Source organism: Vibrio sp. JCM 18905 (assembly GCF_055393305.1).
The window spans coordinates 1,379,330-1,395,675 of sequence record NZ_AP043880.1 but is presented as its reverse complement, the minus strand read 5'-3'; the positions used below and the strand labels follow the sequence as shown (position 1 = coordinate 1,395,675).

The 16,346-nt window shown below is 41.0% G+C and carries 12 protein-coding genes; 7 read left to right on the top strand and 5 right to left on the bottom strand.

The genetic code is table 11. The features are described 5' to 3' along the window. Genes ACZ5ZC_RS23110 through ACZ5ZC_RS23095 form a run of 4 tightly spaced genes read left to right on the top strand, consistent with a single transcriptional unit; the run spans position 1 to position 5,255 of the window. On the top strand, positions 1-2,235 hold the full coding sequence (locus tag ACZ5ZC_RS23110) for a hypothetical protein (RefSeq protein WP_464932330.1): 2,235 nt from the start codon (positions 1-3) through the stop codon (positions 2,233-2,235). Further along, positions 2,228-2,626 (top strand): hypothetical protein, encoded by a 399-nt coding sequence (locus ACZ5ZC_RS23105; protein ID WP_047725737.1) that lies wholly within the window; start codon positions 2,228-2,230, stop codon positions 2,624-2,626. Before ACZ5ZC_RS23110 ends, ACZ5ZC_RS23105 begins: the two co-directional genes overlap by 8 nt. Further along, positions 2,626-3,069, top strand: coding sequence for a hypothetical protein (locus ACZ5ZC_RS23100; RefSeq protein ID WP_054867917.1), 444 nt, complete (start codon positions 2,626-2,628; stop codon positions 3,067-3,069). The genes ACZ5ZC_RS23105 and ACZ5ZC_RS23100 overlap by 1 nt, the downstream gene beginning before the upstream one ends. Further along, a complete protein-coding gene (locus ACZ5ZC_RS23095) occupies positions 3,069-5,255 on the top strand; it encodes an ATP-dependent DNA helicase (RefSeq protein ID WP_047725739.1) in 2,187 nt (728 codons plus the stop codon). Before ACZ5ZC_RS23100 ends, ACZ5ZC_RS23095 begins: the two co-directional genes overlap by 1 nt. 738 nt (positions 5,256-5,993) lie before the next feature. Here ACZ5ZC_RS23095 and ltrA (ACZ5ZC_RS23090) read toward each other — a convergent pair. Then, positions 5,994-7,466 (bottom strand): group II intron reverse transcriptase/maturase, encoded by a 1,473-nt coding sequence (gene ltrA / locus ACZ5ZC_RS23090; protein ID WP_464931487.1) that lies wholly within the window; start codon positions 7,464-7,466, stop codon positions 5,994-5,996. A 986-nt stretch (positions 7,467-8,452) separates the two neighbouring features. Between ltrA (ACZ5ZC_RS23090) and ACZ5ZC_RS23085 the strand changes: the two genes are divergently transcribed. Together ACZ5ZC_RS23085 and ACZ5ZC_RS23080 are read left to right on the top strand one after the other, a co-directional pair. Further along, positions 8,453-9,595 (top strand): SIR2 family protein, encoded by a 1,143-nt coding sequence (locus ACZ5ZC_RS23085; protein ID WP_047725741.1) that lies wholly within the window; start codon positions 8,453-8,455, stop codon positions 9,593-9,595. Between the two features lie 9 nt (positions 9,596-9,604). Next, positions 9,605-11,359 (top strand): ATP-binding protein, encoded by a 1,755-nt coding sequence (locus tag ACZ5ZC_RS23080; protein ID WP_047725742.1) that lies wholly within the window; start codon positions 9,605-9,607, stop codon positions 11,357-11,359. Between the two features lie 58 nt (positions 11,360-11,417). Here the strand turns inward: ACZ5ZC_RS23080 and ACZ5ZC_RS23075 are convergent, their stop codons facing one another. Next, complete coding sequence (locus tag ACZ5ZC_RS23075; RefSeq protein ID WP_054868463.1) at positions 11,418-11,657, bottom strand: hypothetical protein; 240 nt, start codon at positions 11,655-11,657, stop codon at positions 11,418-11,420. An 809-nt stretch (positions 11,658-12,466) separates the two neighbouring features. Here ACZ5ZC_RS23075 and ltrA (ACZ5ZC_RS23070) point away from each other — a divergent pair. Next, complete coding sequence (gene ltrA / locus ACZ5ZC_RS23070) at positions 12,467-13,939, top strand: group II intron reverse transcriptase/maturase (protein WP_005398564.1); 1,473 nt, start codon at positions 12,467-12,469, stop codon at positions 13,937-13,939. Positions 13,940-14,326: 387 nt separating this feature from the next. Here ltrA (ACZ5ZC_RS23070) and ACZ5ZC_RS23065 read toward each other — a convergent pair whose 3' ends face one another. The 3 genes from ACZ5ZC_RS23065 to ACZ5ZC_RS23055 are packed head-to-tail and all read right to left on the bottom strand — an operon-like array spanning position 14,327 to position 16,315. Next, the gene (locus ACZ5ZC_RS23065) at positions 14,327-15,022 is read right to left on the bottom strand and encodes a hypothetical protein (protein ID WP_024701201.1); all 696 of its coding nucleotides are present in this window, start codon (positions 15,020-15,022) and stop codon (positions 14,327-14,329) included. Further along, entirely contained in the window at positions 15,012-15,965 is a 954-nt protein-coding gene (locus ACZ5ZC_RS23060) for a hypothetical protein (protein ID WP_464932329.1), read from the bottom strand. The genes ACZ5ZC_RS23065 and ACZ5ZC_RS23060 overlap by 11 nt, the downstream gene beginning before the upstream one ends. After that, the gene (locus ACZ5ZC_RS23055) at positions 15,962-16,315 is read right to left on the bottom strand and encodes a hypothetical protein (protein WP_024701203.1); all 354 of its coding nucleotides are present in this window, start codon (positions 16,313-16,315) and stop codon (positions 15,962-15,964) included. The genes ACZ5ZC_RS23060 and ACZ5ZC_RS23055 overlap by 4 nt, the downstream gene beginning before the upstream one ends. Between the last annotated feature and the right edge of the window lie 31 nt (positions 16,316-16,346).

Genomic DNA, 16,346 nt, shown 5'->3' with positions numbered 1-16,346 from the left:
ATGAACCCTATCGATTTTCGCTCTCAAAAAGTAAATAAGGCTCTACAAACACTAATAGACCGTGTTCATGAAGAGAGGAATTTAGCACAAGTTGACTTCGACACATTAGTGTCGAAAGGAACCATAAAAGGTCAATGGGATGAGAGCGGTTGGCAGTATCGCGGTCGCACTATCTATTTTAGAGGATGTCTTGATATAAATGGAGCAATCGTTACTTCCCATACAAAAATTGAAGATAGCGTCTTGATGCAAGGGATATGGGGAGACATATATCGCCTTTTTACACTACATAGTATTAAAAAACACAAATCTGGAAATGAACGAACTATTCCAGGCTTACTTAGTCGTATCGCCTGGCTAGGAACTTCACTAAACTTTGATGAAAACGCATTGCTATCAATGGATCAAAGTAAAATTGATGCCCTAATACCATTACTACAAACCTATTATGAAAAGCCCAGAGGCACCTTTGAGCGTTATAAAGACTCGGTATCTTTTATCAAGAATTTTGTAGTTAAGAAGAGCTTTTGTAAGACCTTTGTGCCTAAAGTTAACATGAAAAACCCTGCATTGGAACGTAATGACGTAACCACGAATACAAAAAAGGAAGCTCAGAAAGAAAAACATGTTGAAGATATTGGTCTGTACTTTGGGCGCATAAAACAAAAATTTGATGCGGCTAAACGCCTTGTCGAATCAGGCGGTACACCAGAATACTTTCAACCAAAAGATGGATATGATGAGCTTAGATTGCTAGCTACACCTTTTATGGAAGGTCTAGGGCTACGTATCGGAGAAGTACTTCGTCTTCACAAAGATTGCCTTGGGTTCGATGAAGACAGACAGCGTTATTTCCTCAGAGTGCCAGTCGAAAAAGGGGAACTTGCTTTCGCTAAGTCTATCCCTAAAATTTGGGAAAAAGTGATAGTAGATGCCCATGCAAGAATCCTTGAAATAACAAAGCCTCACCGAGACTTTGCTCGTAAAGTTGAGCAAGAAGGTGCTCAAGCATTTATAAATTCATTTACCTTTCCAGATCGACCTGAGAATTTTGAGAATGCTCTCAAGGAACATGGATATGACCCCGCTCTTCATTTTGCTCGTAGTGAAATAGGCACAAGTGGTGACATACATGTTTCGGGACTAACCGTAAGTTTGTTGAGAGAAAGTAAAGCTATTCAGGGTCGATACTCACAATCAATTGTCGGTAAATTAAAGTGTAAGTATGGTGACGAAAGAGCCGCAAGACAAAGAGTCATTATCTCAAAAGAAGAGCTTAGCAAACTTTGTTTGAAAGAGTATGAAGACACCAAAAGGATGGTGTATCGAGCTAATGATAACGTTGATGCAAAAGAAGAGATTGTATCAACCTCCTATACAATTGATATGCCTTTTAGTGAATTTTTGTTTATTGCTAAGAATGATACTTTTGACGCAGGGACAAAATCTCATGGCTTAATTCCATGTCCTTTGACATATAGGGCTTACACTCGATGGATAAACAATGACGAAAAAGGAAGCCGCCATAAAACGATATTCGAAAACTACGATATTAAAGATGAAAACGGTGACGTTGTTTCTTTGAATTCACATCAAATACGCCACTGGGTTACTACAGCCCTAATTCGGGCGGGAAAAAACGAATCAGCAATTGACCTATGGATGGGGCGAACGCCTGGACAAACAAGACATTACGACCATCGAACAGCGAAAGAACGAGCTGAGGCAATGCGTAAACGGTATATGTCTGAAAATCCACCCGATGATGTTCTGGGCAGACGCATAAAGCGTATGAGAAATAATAACGTTTCGCTAGATGAAATAGAGACAGCTCTAAATCACACCATGTCTGCTGTTCATTACACCCCTTGGGGAACTTGCGACAGAGATTTAGACGTATCACCGTGTCAAAAAGGAATGATGTGTCTACGGGGTAATGATGGTGAAACATGCAATCATTTTGGAATAGATCCAACCGATAAAGAAGCTCTAGTTAATATTCACAATACAAAGCTTCATTATGAAAATCAGCTAAGTGCGCTATTGCCAAACTACGATGAGCTTTCATTGAAACTGAATAACCAAGAACCTCTAGACCAACATGTACAGTTTTGTATAGACACAATAAACGGTTGCATTGCTGCACTAAAAGCCTATGAAAACGCAGAAAAAAATGAAGCTCATAAAATTCCTATCGTTCAAATATTTAATCCAGAGAATATAAAAGATGAGTAAGGCTCCAGAGTGGCAAACTATTGCGCTGAGTAGTTTAGAGTTTTTTATTAAAAACCCAGAGTATAAGCACGAATTTGGACATGATTACATTGCTGACAGATGTGGTGTAACTCGTATGACTTTGAATCGCAACACACCATATATGAAGCGGTATAAAGAAGTCAGAGAATTTCTGCGAGGATATAAAACCGTAGATCCTTCGCAAGGAGCAACGCCTATTGATGGCTACAAGGAAAAGTATGAAGCACAAAAGGAAGCGAATCAGGAATTGACCCGTAAGATTGAAGCCCTTCAATTACGCTTAAATGACTGTTATCAAATGCTGGAAGATCAAGGTATTGACCCTGAGTTTATTTATCCGACAAAGCTGAAAAAACATAAGGAAAATTAATGGCGAATCCTCAAGCAGAAGTTAATTACCAAAAGTTCATAACATTTGTGAGAGAGCGAGAATCTGAGGGAGATTGGGAAGATTATCGCTCTAGAGACAATCACAGTTTGAACAAACAAGCTATCGCTAAAGAATGTGGCTTTGACAGGAAAAGAATTAATGAAAATTCTAAAATCATTGAAAAATTTGATGAAGTCGTCACTGATTTATTAAAGAAAGGGATACTCACCAAGGATTCAAGAACTGGTACAGACCAGGTAAGTGAAAAATCTGCCGCTATCTCAAATAGTGTAGATAAAAAGACTCTGAAATTTGCTCAGGAATGCAATGCTGCACTAGAACAAGAACTTAGCGAAACCAAAATTCAGCTTCAAAAAACTGAAGAAAAACTGAAGCATCTAGAAGTGATTGAAAGCTACATGATGGAAACAGGACGCTTGTAATGGAGCAATTCTCTGGTGATGTGCAAATTCGTTCCATTCGTAGTAAAGGGGCAAAGGGAGGAATTATATTTTCTGCTGTAACTCTTTGTGATAGTCCCACGCGTTTTGTCATTAAAGCTGGATTTGATGTAGCACCCACTCCTTCAATATTCAAAGAAAAGCATTTTTGGCATGTCGAAGGCACCGTAGAAAAACAAAAAATAACGTGGAAAGATGGCACGTCAAAGGAAGAAAAAGTCATAAAACCCACAAAGATATCTTTTGTTAAGGCTGCAAACGAAAATTTAAAGAGACTCCTGTCAGAATCCAAAGTATTCAAAGGGATAAGTGGAGTAAAGGCTGAAAAACTAGTGTCCTTTTATGGCGACGAACTATACCAAATTGCGGCTAATAATGATGCTGATAGGCTGACCCCTATCTTAGGCGCACACGTTGCTCAGACGTTGATCGATGGTCTGAATGCGTATCAAGAGTTACATTGTCTAAAGCTATTAGACGACTTAGGTGTACCAGCATATGTGGGTGAATCTGTCTTAAAAATATGGGGGCTAAGTGCTTATGACAAGATTAAAGCTAATCCCTATGTGCTTGTAATGTTTATGGCGAGTTTAGAAGCCCTGGATGAGTATGCAATAAATCGGCTTGGCTTTAAATCTGACTCCCCAGAACGCCTTGTAGCGTATGCAAAAGAAACACTTTATGAAGGATTCAAATCAGGTAACACGTGCCTACCACTTGCAGAATTAAGGCAGAAACTAAGAAGAAAAATTGGTGACTTAGCCCTGACAGCTATTGATATCTCGATTGAAGATAAAGAAGTAATTGTTGACGAAGACATAGCGCAGGTCAGAAGCATGGATATCGTTGAATCAGGTGTCGCTTCAATAATATCTAGTCTTACTAAATATCCATTAAATCCAATTGTTAGCAAGCATATTGATGCCATTATTGCGCAATACGAATCACGAGTTGGTTTTGAGCTTACTGAAGAGCAACAACATGCAGTATCGATTTGTACTGCTGCCAGACTATCTGTCCTGACAGGCGGTGCTGGATGCGGCAAAACAACCGTACTTGAAGCTATCTGTTTCGCATTGGAAAGTTTAAAACTGACTAGCAAAATCTATTTGATGGCATTGTCTGGAAAAGCCGCCATGAGAATTACGGAGGCTACAGGACGTCAAGCCATGACAATTGCAGCGTTCATGTATCACGTCAATCAGGATGACATTCCAGAGGATGCTACATTCATCATTGATGAAGCGTCCATGATAGATATTCTTTCTATATATCAATTACTAAAAAGAATTCCAAGTAATGGGAGAATTATACTGACGGGAGATGAAGAACAGTTACCACCAGTCGGAATCGGTCTTATTTTCCATGCTCTCGTTGGTGTAGAAAATATTTTCAATCCTAACCTGACATCGGTTAAGCGACAGTCAGAAGCCTCTGGCATACCTACGGTAGCAAACAAAGTGAGATGCTATCCAATGACGAGAGAACCCATCCCTTTCGCTCCCTATAAAGGTATTGGGCAAGGCGTTAGTTTCGTTCAGTGTAGCAACGCAGATATTGAGACAGAATCATTGCGGCTATACGAAGAATTAGGTGGAAACGGTGAAAATAATGATGTCCTTCTCTTGTCTGCAATTAAATCCTCCTCAGGCGGCGTTCTAAGCCTAAATACGCTCATACATGACAAGTTTTCCAAGGGAGATGCTATAGAGTTTACAGATACCGAATATGGAACAGTACAACACGCTATAAATGGTAGCACCTTGAGGGTTGGTGAGCTTGTCATGTATACAAGAAACGATTATTCCAAAGGGATTAGAAATGGATCTATTGGTAAGATAATCAACTCAACCAATCAAGAGGTTTTTGTGGACTTTGAAGGTACACAAGTAACCTTAAACCCGTCAGAGTTAAAGCACTTAGAGCATGCATACGGACTGACAGTTCATAAAAGCCAAGGTAGTCAATTTGACCGTGTAATTGTTGTAATCAAAAAGTCGAGGGTCATTGACCGACATCTAATTTATACAGCGTTAACCAGAGCAAAGCACCAAGTTGTGTTTGTAGGAGATGTGTCGGTTCTATACGAATCTCTCCTTATATCAAAGGCTTTTAGCCGCCATACAAAGATATCAAAATTTATAGATGAAGCGTTAGTCACTAATTAACGCTGAAGATAATGCATAAACTCGCCAGGTCACCTAGAAGTTATATCTAGGTCATTTAGATGAATTAATCTGACTCTAAACTGTCAGTTTCGTTACTTCGATGTGACAAGATCTGACAGGTTACCCTAAATGGTTCTTCCCCAACCACGCGCATAACAAACATTTTAAGAGAGCACTAGACAGCAGCGACACTATCTCAAATTTCATGGGATTGAAGAGGAGCTAGAGCACTATCATAATTCTTCTGAAGACAAGTTTGTGATGCAACTAACTTCTCTTTTTCGAGATAAGATCTCCATTCGTGCTATTAACGATGACCAATCAAAAACAATCAAAGCCAAGCGAACTACTATCCACTACTCTAGTGCCGATCAATGGTCATACCGTCGCTTGGGTTAAGATAAGGCCATCAAAAGATTACTTATTCTTTTACCAAGAGAAGGTGGGTAGAGAACACTTCTATATTCGCTCTGGTCGCAATAAGCAAAAAGTAAAGCCTGATGATATCGAGTATTATCTGGCCCTACAAAAGGCTGTTCGATGAAGGATAATGTCCTGCTCTGTAGGGTTCAAACTTACTTTATTAATCGAAATCGGCTGAGCTAGAGTAAAACCTAAAACACATCTGTCGAGTAGACGACACCTGTTACCAAGTGTCGCCCCTCTAAGAACCCAGCGTGCAACTTTCACCGCACTAGGCTCAAGCCTTCACGAAGGCACCAGTTGGTACCCAGCAACTTATAAAGCAGCGAGAGTAGGCTCACGCCAAGAGTTACGACATAACTTCTTTGATTTTCTCTTTGCCAAGTATTCTTGGTATTGAGGATCAAAAGGCGTTACAGCACTCCTGATTTTCACATGCCTCTCAATCGGCACCTTAGCTATTTGAAACAGATTGAACTGACAATCCATATCCATGATCTTCTGCCAACCGTGAAACTGCCATTGACCTTGACGGTTGATGAAGTATTTAAGGGCAATCCAAGTTCTAGACTTAGTCGGATGACGCCTTTTAGCCCAGTGCCATAACGCATGGAATAGCTTGTGACCTACATATCCGAATACCTGTTTAGCAACGCAGTGTCGATAGTAATTCGACCAACCCCTGAGTTTCGGATTTATCAACTTGATTAGATCGTTAACAGGGATGATTGCGTGCTTCTTGATGAGTTCGCGCAAGTTACTCAAGAGCATCAATGTGTTGGATTTGCTCGGTTTAATGAGCAGTTTTCCTTTGTACTTCCGATGATTAAAACCTAGGAAGTCAAAACCACGGCTGATGTGGGTAATGTGCGTTTTCTCTTCGGAGAGTGTTAAGCCTCTTTCTGCTAAGAAATCAGCAATCAACGGTTTGATATCGTTCTCCAGCACTTCCTTTGAAGCACAGGTGACGACGAAATCGTCGGCGTATCCAATAAAGTTGGCTCTCGCACCCTTTTTTAGTGCGGTAGACTTTATGCGCTGTTCAAGCCCTGCAAGTGTCATTAACATCAAGGTCGGAGATATGACCCCGCCTTGTGGTGTTCCCTCGTCAGTGCGATAGAACAGTCCTTTGTCCATAAAACCAGACTTTAACCATTGTTCCAACATGCGTTTATCTACGGCAATGTTATTCATAAGCCATTGATGTCCGATTTTATCGAAACAGGCTTTGATGTCTCCCTCAAGCACCCATTGCGCGGATCTCTTTTGACTTAAACAGATGAAACACTGAGCAATTGCATCAGCAGTACTTCTATTGGGTCGAAAACCGTAGCTATTGGGATCGGCAAGTGTTTCTGATACTGGCTCCAGTGCAAGAAGATGAAGCGCTTGCTGTGCTCTATCAACCATGCACGGGATACCCAGCGGCCTGAGTTTACCGTTTTTCTTGGGGATGTAGATACGCTTGAGTGGTTTGGCTTGATAAGCTTTCCTGCTCAATTGATTGACTGCTTTCATGCGGCGCGTATCCGTATTCCAGATAGCGCCGTCTATTCCAGGCGTTTTACTGCCTTTATTTTGTGATACTCGCTTAACAGCAAGAAGTTTTGCTGAACGCGAGTGAGTCAATATCCACTGCAATGCTTTCGCTTTGCCGTGTTTACCTTCTCGTGTTGCCTTTGCAATACGCATCTGAAGCTTTAAAACATGGGATTCAACGGCTTTCCAATTGATGGATTGCCATTGAGCACTGTCAGGAGAGGCACTAATCTCTTTTGAAATCATCATTTGCGTTTCTCCTTGAATAAAGTTCTTCAAATTATCTTGCAATGGAAGACCAGTCGGAAGTCAGCCCACTTTCGTGATCAGATATGAATCTGTATCTGCATCGTTACAATGCAGCCTTCGCTTTTTCCAACATCCTCTACCTGCATCACTATCGGCCACAGAGGCTTTCCCAGAGGGAGTAATACAGGCTTACCGTGTTCCGTATGTTACGCAATGTCAGGGTAGATGCTCGCTATGGTGCGGAGAGTTCAATGATCACGAAAGAGCATGGGGCAATCTCTTTCCGACTCTCTTGCCTTTTGGCTACAGCGTATTAACCACTTCCGCTGTTTCAACGTATAACGCACCTTATGCGAATTCACGTATGTTCATCATGCTGACTACCTAGCACTCACCCAATTTTGTGGTTATCAGGAGGATCGTCCTCTCACGATTTAGATCCCGACTGGTACATGACCAGTCTTCGTTACATTGTCAGACTCGCTACTTTATTCAGAGTCCTAGGTTCATCTGGTGATACAGATGGTTCACACATTAAGCGGTGAACAGCGCTTCATACGACTTCACGTCGCACGCCCCATTCGGTGTTAGTACTGTATAAATCCTAATGTCGGCAAAGCGTAACTTGACTTAGTTTTCGTCATGTCGGTAATCTGTGAAAAGATATGCAACATGCCACTTGAAAACAGGAAACATGATGGAAGCAATAGTAGTTTCTCCGCCTCTACGTGGTAATTGGAATGCATTGAATTGTTCAGGAGGCCAGGAGCCTAACCATGGCAGCAATAAGTAGTGGAGCAGGTCAGCATCTCTATTTTCACATCTGTATTTAGTGTTTGGATTAAGAAAAGTAAACATTTTTCTCAACTAGTATTTTAACGCGAAATACAAGCGCAATAAACAACCCATACTTAACCTAAGTCACTGACTGGGAAAAATCTATTTCGGTATAATGCCTGTAACAACAAGCTCTCAAGAAAGAAACCATGGAACTCATAGAAGAAATAAGCATCAATGATGTCTGGCAACACAACGTCAACCTTCTGATTGGCTCAGGCGCATCCTTCGGGCTTTTCCCTACCCTTGCGACCGAGATGGACGGCGAGTCTATTGAAACGCTTGGGAAATACTTTGAGGACACTGGAAAGAGCGAGCTTAAAACACTGCTTTTCATGCATTACTATAGAAACTGCATTGAGCCAGTAATTATGTTCGACCTCGAATCTATAAAGATTGGCGCTGACATACTAAACGATGCCGATGACAAGAAAAAACTGGCCGTTATCGAGAACTACAAGCAGTTGCTTTTAACGTTAAGAGCGATTGCTTCAAGAAATAAATCGCAACTCAAGGCAAACATTTTTACTACTAACTATGATTCTTGCTTTGCTGAAGCTTATGAAGAGTTACTCTTAGACCATGCCAATCTCGACTTTACGCTAAATGATGGCGCAAAAGGGTTTCGCCGCAAGTTCCTTGAGGCTCGTAACTTCGATACCTTGGAAGTTCGACACAGCGTATTTGGCAAAAACAAGTGCGAGATTCCGCAGGCTAATCTTGTTCATCTACACGGCTCTGCATTTTGGAATCTAGATGATGCAAGAATCTCAGTAAACTACGACGACAATAAACCAAAATACGATGATGATTTCTTCGATGACATTGAGGGTGAACTAGAAGAGCTAGAAGATATTTTAAACGACGAGCACTCAGATAGAGATGACTTCGACTCCATTGATTTTTGCGCAGAGTTCAGCGGCAAAGAAAAGAAGTTCTGGGAGATATACAAGAAACTCCCGATAGTAAACCCTACAAAGTGGAAGTTTCATGAAACCGTATTTGATGAACACTACTATCAAATGCTCAGATTAATGAGCTATGAGCTTGAAAAGCAAGACTCTGTACTTGTTGTTTTTGGGTTTTCGTTTGCGGACGAACACATAACTAACTTAATCAAACGCTCACTCGGAAACAAGTCTCTCACGATGTACATCTGCTGCTTCGACATACCGACAACTGAAGCAATGGAAGAGCTTTTCGGTAGCTTCAATAACGTAAAACTAGTGTCTCGTGACACATTTCTTGATTTCAACTTGTTCAATACCGAAGTTTTCAAGCTTCCAAGCTAGGAGTCTTACATGTCGATTCTAGTTGGCGAAGTGATAGCCGTTCGCGGCGTAAAGGTGTCCATTAAGGTCTTTGAGAGTTCAAATAAAGACACGTTGTTTTACGATGGAACAAAGTACAAAGGTGTGTCCATTCGCGAATATGTTCAAATAGAGCGTGGCTTTAAGAAAATCATTTGTATCGTTGAGGGCGAATACCTAGACGAGAAACGAGTTGATGACGAACAGCAGTGCATAAGGACGGTGGACTTAAAGCCCATTGGTTACTTTGAGTCTGGCAGATTCTTTGAGGGCATTAAGCACCTACCTTTAATCAAAGACCCTGTTTATCTGCTTGAAGAAAACAAGCTTTCTGACATCTATGGCAATGTTGGGGGAGATTTTGTGATTGGCAAGCTACTAAAAGAGGAGTTCCCAGTCTCTTTACCTTGGCAAAAGCTGTTTAACACTCACATTGGGATTTTTGGAAACACAGGCAGCGGAAAATCGAACACCTTAACCAATTTGTACACCACGCTGTTTGATAAAAAAATCAAGTTAATCAAAGACAAAAGTCAGTTTGTTATAATCGACTTTAACGGAGAATACACCAACGGTCAGCTAACAAGCGAGCAGCACAAGCGCATCTATACACTCAACACTCGCAAGGCAGAAAACAAGTTTCCACTGGCCAAGTCAGAATTCTGGGATACTGACACCTTGAGCTTATTGTTTCAAGCCACTCAAAATACCCAAAAGCCATTCATCAATCGTATAGTCAAAGGAAAGCAACTCTATGATTCAAAAGCGAACTTTCTAAACTACATCAAAACCACATACGAAAAAGTTTTTACCACAGCAGCACCCCATCCTGAGCTACTTGACCTCATTCGTGGCATAACAAGTACACTAGGGAATGAGAAGATTAAAAACACGTTAAAAACGGTTGCGTTCCACGGAACAAACAAAGTCTTCTACACCATTGGTGGTACTTATTTTAATGCTGACGGTGCTGGTTATAGAAACAGACTCAGGGATGACGTTGACGCTATAACCATACCCAAAGGGTTAAGCAATCTAGACCAGTTCAGCATTCGCTGTCACATACAGTTGATTCGCGACCTCATTAGTGGCTATGTGCAGTTTGACTTCATACAGCCACTATTAAAGAGGATTGAATCTTCTCTAACGAACCTAACCAAGGTCATTCGAGTTACAGACACGCCGCCAGCTAATAAAGCTGTAACGGTGATTTCACTAAGAAAATGCAATCAAGACATAAAAAAGGTCATGCCGCTACTTGTCGCCAAGCATTATTACAATCCTCACAAAACAAGCGTAGCCAACCCACCCGATAAGACCATTCACCTTATTATCGACGAAGCTCATAACATTCTATCTCAGCAGTCGAACAGAGAAAGCGAAAGCTGGAAAGACTATAGACTTGAAACCTTTGAGGAAATCATCAAAGAGGGGCGGAAGTTTGGTATGTTCTTAACGCTATCAAGCCAAAGGCCAGCAGACATTTCACCCACGATTGTGTCTCAGATTCATAACTTCTTCATTCATCGACTTGTTAATGACAGGGATTTGTTTTTGATAGATAACACTATCAGCACCCTTGATAGCATGTCTAGAAGCATGATTCCCAACTTATCGAGAGGAAGTTGTGTCATTACTGGCACTGCATTCGACCTCCCTATGCTGCTTCAGGTTGACGAGCTAGCTAAAGAAAAACAACCTGACAGTGAAGATGTTGACCTAGAGCAGCTATGGTCAGACGATTGATTAGCCACAAAAAAGCACCGCTCAATGCGGTGCTTTTTGTTCTTTAATGTGACATAAGTTATTCAATAGTTTGCTCTTTTGGCTGTTCACGCAGTGTAATCAATAAACTATCGACATAACCATGGGCTACATCACAAACGCAGGCTTTAGGCTTTTGTCGCTCGCTCTCACCTGCTTCTACTTTGGCGTAATAATAAAACGAGCCAAACATGTTATCTAAGTTTAACGCCGTGCTTGTATTTCGGAAAAGTATTTCAGTAGGCTTTGTATGACCAAAATATTTTTCAATGTAGTTCATACGTACAGCTCCAGCGACTAAACATCGTCAACACCAATACTTTCTTTATTAATAACTCCCTTCGCAATAGCCTTTTTGAGAGTTAAGTCTGCTGACCTAGTAGCACTTTCTTTTGTCAGACGTAGCGATTAGCCAGACCTGAGTTAATTCACCGCTCGCTAAACTAGCAAGAGTTGAAAATGATTTTTTCAAAGGACGTGTTGACTCAGACTCGGCAAACACGTCTTTGCCCGTGCGACCTGAAGTCGTATGAAGCGTTGTTCACCGCTTTATGAGTGAACCCTCTGTATCACCAGATGAACCTATGAGCCTGAATAAAGCAGCGGCTCAGACAATGTAACGAAGAGCGGGAATATCCCGTTCGGGATTTGAATCGTGAGAAGAAGATCCTCCTGATAACCACAAATCGGGTGAGTGCTAGGTAGTCAGTATGATGAACGTAAGTGAATCCATTTAAGGTGCGTTATACGATGAAGCAGCGGAAGTGGTTATTACGCTGTAGCCAAAAAGGCAATGGGAGTCGGAAAGAGATTGGGCAATGCTCTTTCGTGATCGATACGCTCCCCGCACTAGAGTGGGCATCTAACCTGACATTTTACGTAACGTACGGAACAGGGTAAGCCTGTATCACTCCCTAAGGGAAAGCCTTTGTGGCCGATAGTGATGCAGGTAGAGGAGGTCGGAAAAAGCGAAAGTTGCATTGTAATGATGCAGATACAGGCTCATGCCTGATCACGAAAGTGAGCCCACTTCCGACTGGTCTCCCTTTGCGAGAGAATTTGAAGAACTTTATTTAAGGAGAAAAGCAAATGATGATCTCGAAAGAGATTAGTGCATCTTCTGACGGTGCTCAGTGGCAGTCTATTGACTGGAAATCCGCTGAAGCGCACGTATTAAAGCTTCAAATGCGTATCGCAAAAGCAACGAGAGAAAAGAAATACGGTAAGGTGAAATCCTTACAGTGGCTCTTGACTCATTCTCGCTCTGCTAAATTTTTGGCAGTTAAGCGAGTCTCTCAAAACAAAGGCAGTAAAACGCCTGGAATAGATGGTGTCATCTGGAACACAGATGCACGCCGTATGAAAGCGGTTAATCAACTGAGTCGCAAGACTTACAAAGCAAAACCACTCAAACGGATCTACATCCCTAAAAAGAATGGCAAACTCAGACCTCTAGGTATTCCGTGTATGATAGATAGAGCGCAACAAGCGCTCCACCTGCTTGCACTAGAGCCTGTTTCTGAAACACTAGCCGACCTCAATAGTTATGGTTTCAGACCAAACCGCAGCACCGCTGATGCCATTAGTCAGTGCTTTATATGTTTGGCACAGAAGAAATCAGCAAAATGGGTTCTTGAGGGCGATATTAAAGCTTGCTTCGATAAAATCGGGCATCAATGGCTTATGGAAAATATCACCGTAGATAAACGTATGTTAGAGCAATGGCTGAAGTCTGGCTTTGTGGATAAAGGCCTGTTCTACGACACCGATGAGGGTACACCACAAGGAGGGATAATATCTCCAACCTTGATGCTAATGACCCTTGCAGGACTAGAGCAACGCGTAAAATCCACAGCACTGAGAAAAGGAGCTAAAGCCAATTTCATTGGTTACGCTGATGATTTCGTGGTCACTTGCTCTTCAAAGGAAGTGCTAGTGAGCGATATCAAACCGTTGATTGCTGACTTTCTGGCTGAAAGAGGGTTAACCCTATCCGAAGAGAAAACGAAGATTACTCATATTGATGATGGTTTTGACTTTCTGGGCTTCAACCATAGGAAGTACAAAGGGAAATTGCTCATTAAACCGAGCAAGTTCAACACACTGTTATTTTTGAGAAATTTACGTGAGCTTATCAAAAAGCACGCAACTATCCCCGTTAATGATCTTATCAAACTGATAAATCCAAAACTCAGAGGGTGGGCGAATTACTACCGCCACTGCGTTGCTAAACAAGTATTCGGGTATGTAGACCACAAACTATTCCAAGCACTATGGCACTGGGCAGTTAGACGTCATCCAACCAAGTCTAAAGACTGGGTTGTTCATAAGTATTTTCTCAATCGAAAAGGCCAATGGCAATTTCATGGTTGGCAGAAAATCATGAACATGGATTGTCAGTTCAATCTGTTCCAAATTGCGAAAGTGCCAATAGAACGACACGTGAAAATCCGAAGTGCCGCAATCCCTTATGACCCCGACTATCAAGAATACTTGGCTAAGCGGAAGTCAAAAAGACAAGCACGTAACTCTTGGATTGAACCTGTTCCAACTGCTTTGTGAGTTGCTGGGTATCAAACGATGCCTTAGTGGAGGCTTGAGCCCAGTGCAGTGAAAGTTGCACGCTGGGTTCTTAGGGAGACGGCACTTGGTAACAAGTGTCGTCCACCCGACCATTCGGTGTTAACGTAATTACTCAGTGGCAAATCAGCGGCATTGAAATCACCGTACTTTTGTTCATGTCTACCAACGGAAAGACAGTGACAGAAAACTCCCAAAAGCGAGCAACGGCAACCTCATAGAGAGCTTGAAGTTTACTGTGATAACAACTGCCATAACGACCAATAGTATTGATATAAGCCCCCCCCTTACGTTAATGAAAAACAACGGTTCTCGCGGTTGTCTAAGGCTTTAAAATACGGTAATCGGGGCGTAGCTCAAATTCGGAATTCAAACTAACTCTGATTTGATATTGAAAATATTAATAATGGGACTAAGTGAATCTTTGTTTGGTACATCTCCAACATCGCCAAATCCATATCCATAGAAAAAATATGAAATTGTTTGTATTAGTATTCCAGCAATCAACCAAAACATTGCGCTAGTTAATAATGCATGAGCCATCTTTACACAAGTAACAGTGTCATTGGTTAAATCATAGTTTTTCCGCAAAGTACTCAACAATTTTTTCACTAATTGCAGTTGTAATGTTTTGGTGTTGTTATGCGTTATTAACTCTTTCCAGTTTAATAAGTGGAAAGGTGAAACTTTAAGTGCTTTGTGAGACCACATGACGCACCTAACCAATATAGTTAATGCCAACATGAATACTGCAATTGTGAGTAAATCTAATACACTTAAAAGATTAAATTTCACTGGTATTTTTAGTTTGATGACTACTGGAGCCAATGAGAGGAGTATTGTTATTAGTGCGATTGAAACAGCGATATATACACCAGCTTTACTATCTATGGTGGATCGTCTTGCCTGTTCCTGATCATACAATCGTCTAGACTCATCTAAGAGAATACCTGTTGCGTCATTAGTTGATAAACCAGTTATTAGGTCTAAATCTTTTTCAAGTAGTTCTCTTTTTATACTTTGAGAATCTTGCGAAAGCGTTGGCCAAAATAAGTCAAGATTCATAATTGTTCTCACTAATCTTCAGTAGTTCATCAACGATAGATGAAGCTATTGGTAACTTAGTTTGATTCTCAATCCAAGCCCACTGACCATTAGGATTGATCTCAAGAAACCAATAGTCCCCATCTAAGTCACACACCAAATCAATAGCACCGAATCTCAGGTTTAAGTCTTTGACTAAATTGATACATTTCATTTTGAGTTCATCTGGTATATCTATATGTTCGTGCAGCAGATCAATTCGCCCTCCTTGACGCCAATCAACCTTGGTTGCTTCTGATGTTTGTGACCAAATAGCAACAGGAAACACTTTGTTGCCAACTACAGTTACCCGAACATCATATTTTTTAGAGATTTCTTGTTGGTATATAGAGGGAGCAAAGGCTATTGACTCTTCATACTCAGGTGTAAGAGATGGTATCTGGCTAGTAAAAATAACACTTTCATTCTTTCCCTTTAGAAGTGCTTGTCTCAATGGCTTGGCTATGAGGCTTTCATTCGTCGTTCTTTCCATGACAGTAAAAACATCATTGGTAATGATACCTTGTGGTATCTGAAACCCAAGAGCATTAGCAGCAACAAGCTGTCTTGGTTTATCTTCAGCTAAGGCTATGTTAGTAGGAGAGCTTAGCCACTTGTTATCAAGCCTATAATAAATACTCTTTAGAAAAGATAACCATTCCATATTCAAGTATTCTAATTCTGCTTCAGATAATGTGGGATGGATAACTGTTGTAGGACTGGGTCTTCGAAAGTAAGCGGACGTGATCTGGTTACCTTTGATATCCCCAATTCTCCAATCATCTATGGAACTATAGCCAATGGAGCACTTGAACTCATTTAGTGTTTCCGTATTAAGCCTAGTGTATGGAACGTTTCTGAATTTTAGCTCTCTGACAATATAGTCAGTAGTTAGGTCTCGTTTATTGGTTACCAAAAGAATCATGACATACCAAAACTGTAAGAGTTATCGTCGCTTTCTTGCATTACTTCAGTCTTAGTGAGTAATTCATTTAGATGACATAAACTAATATCATTATCATCACGTTCAACTTCGACTTTTGTTTTGGTTTGCATTTCAAGAGCATAGGATTGATCATCACTTTCAACTTGAACGTTTGTTTTGGTGATTAATTCAGGGCAATTTCTATCGACTAGATTGATAATTGGTGTCTTGGATTCGTCATCAACCCACATATGTTCGTCATCGCAGTAGTGCCCACCTAAGGCTGGTATATTGGAATGAACTCTTTCTGTAGCGTAATTAAGAATAAACGGCTTAGGGTCGTTGAGCATATGCATTCCTTTAGAGTATTTTCGAATAGTA

Bases quoted from the DNA above. Each gene is read 5' to 3' on its own strand.
- ltrA (WP_005398564.1), top strand. From the start codon at position 12,467: ATGATGATCTCGAAAGAGATTAGTGCATCTTCTGACGGTGCTCAGTGG.
- ACZ5ZC_RS23065 (WP_024701201.1), bottom strand. From the start codon at position 15,022: ATGAATCTTGACTTATTTTGGCCAACGCTTTCGCAAGATTCTCAAAGT.
- ACZ5ZC_RS23060 (WP_464932329.1), bottom strand. From the start codon at position 15,965: ATGATTCTTTTGGTAACCAATAAACGAGACCTAACTACTGACTATATT.
- ACZ5ZC_RS23080 (WP_047725742.1), top strand. From the start codon at position 9,605: ATGTCGATTCTAGTTGGCGAAGTGATAGCCGTTCGCGGCGTAAAGGTG.
- ACZ5ZC_RS23105 (WP_047725737.1), top strand. From the start codon at position 2,228: ATGAGTAAGGCTCCAGAGTGGCAAACTATTGCGCTGAGTAGTTTAGAG.
- ACZ5ZC_RS23075 (WP_054868463.1), bottom strand. From the start codon at position 11,657: ATGAACTACATTGAAAAATATTTTGGTCATACAAAGCCTACTGAAATA.
- ACZ5ZC_RS23095 (WP_047725739.1), top strand. From the start codon at position 3,069: ATGGAGCAATTCTCTGGTGATGTGCAAATTCGTTCCATTCGTAGTAAA.
- ACZ5ZC_RS23100 (WP_054867917.1), top strand. From the start codon at position 2,626: ATGGCGAATCCTCAAGCAGAAGTTAATTACCAAAAGTTCATAACATTT.
- ltrA (WP_464931487.1), bottom strand. From the start codon at position 7,466: ATGATGATTTCAAAAGAGATTAGTGCCTCTCCTGACAGTGCTCAATGG.
- ACZ5ZC_RS23110 (WP_464932330.1), top strand. From the start codon at position 1: ATGAACCCTATCGATTTTCGCTCTCAAAAAGTAAATAAGGCTCTACAA.
- ACZ5ZC_RS23085 (WP_047725741.1), top strand. From the start codon at position 8,453: ATGGAACTCATAGAAGAAATAAGCATCAATGATGTCTGGCAACACAAC.
- ACZ5ZC_RS23055 (WP_024701203.1), bottom strand. From the start codon at position 16,315: ATGCTCAACGACCCTAAGCCGTTTATTCTTAATTACGCTACAGAAAGA.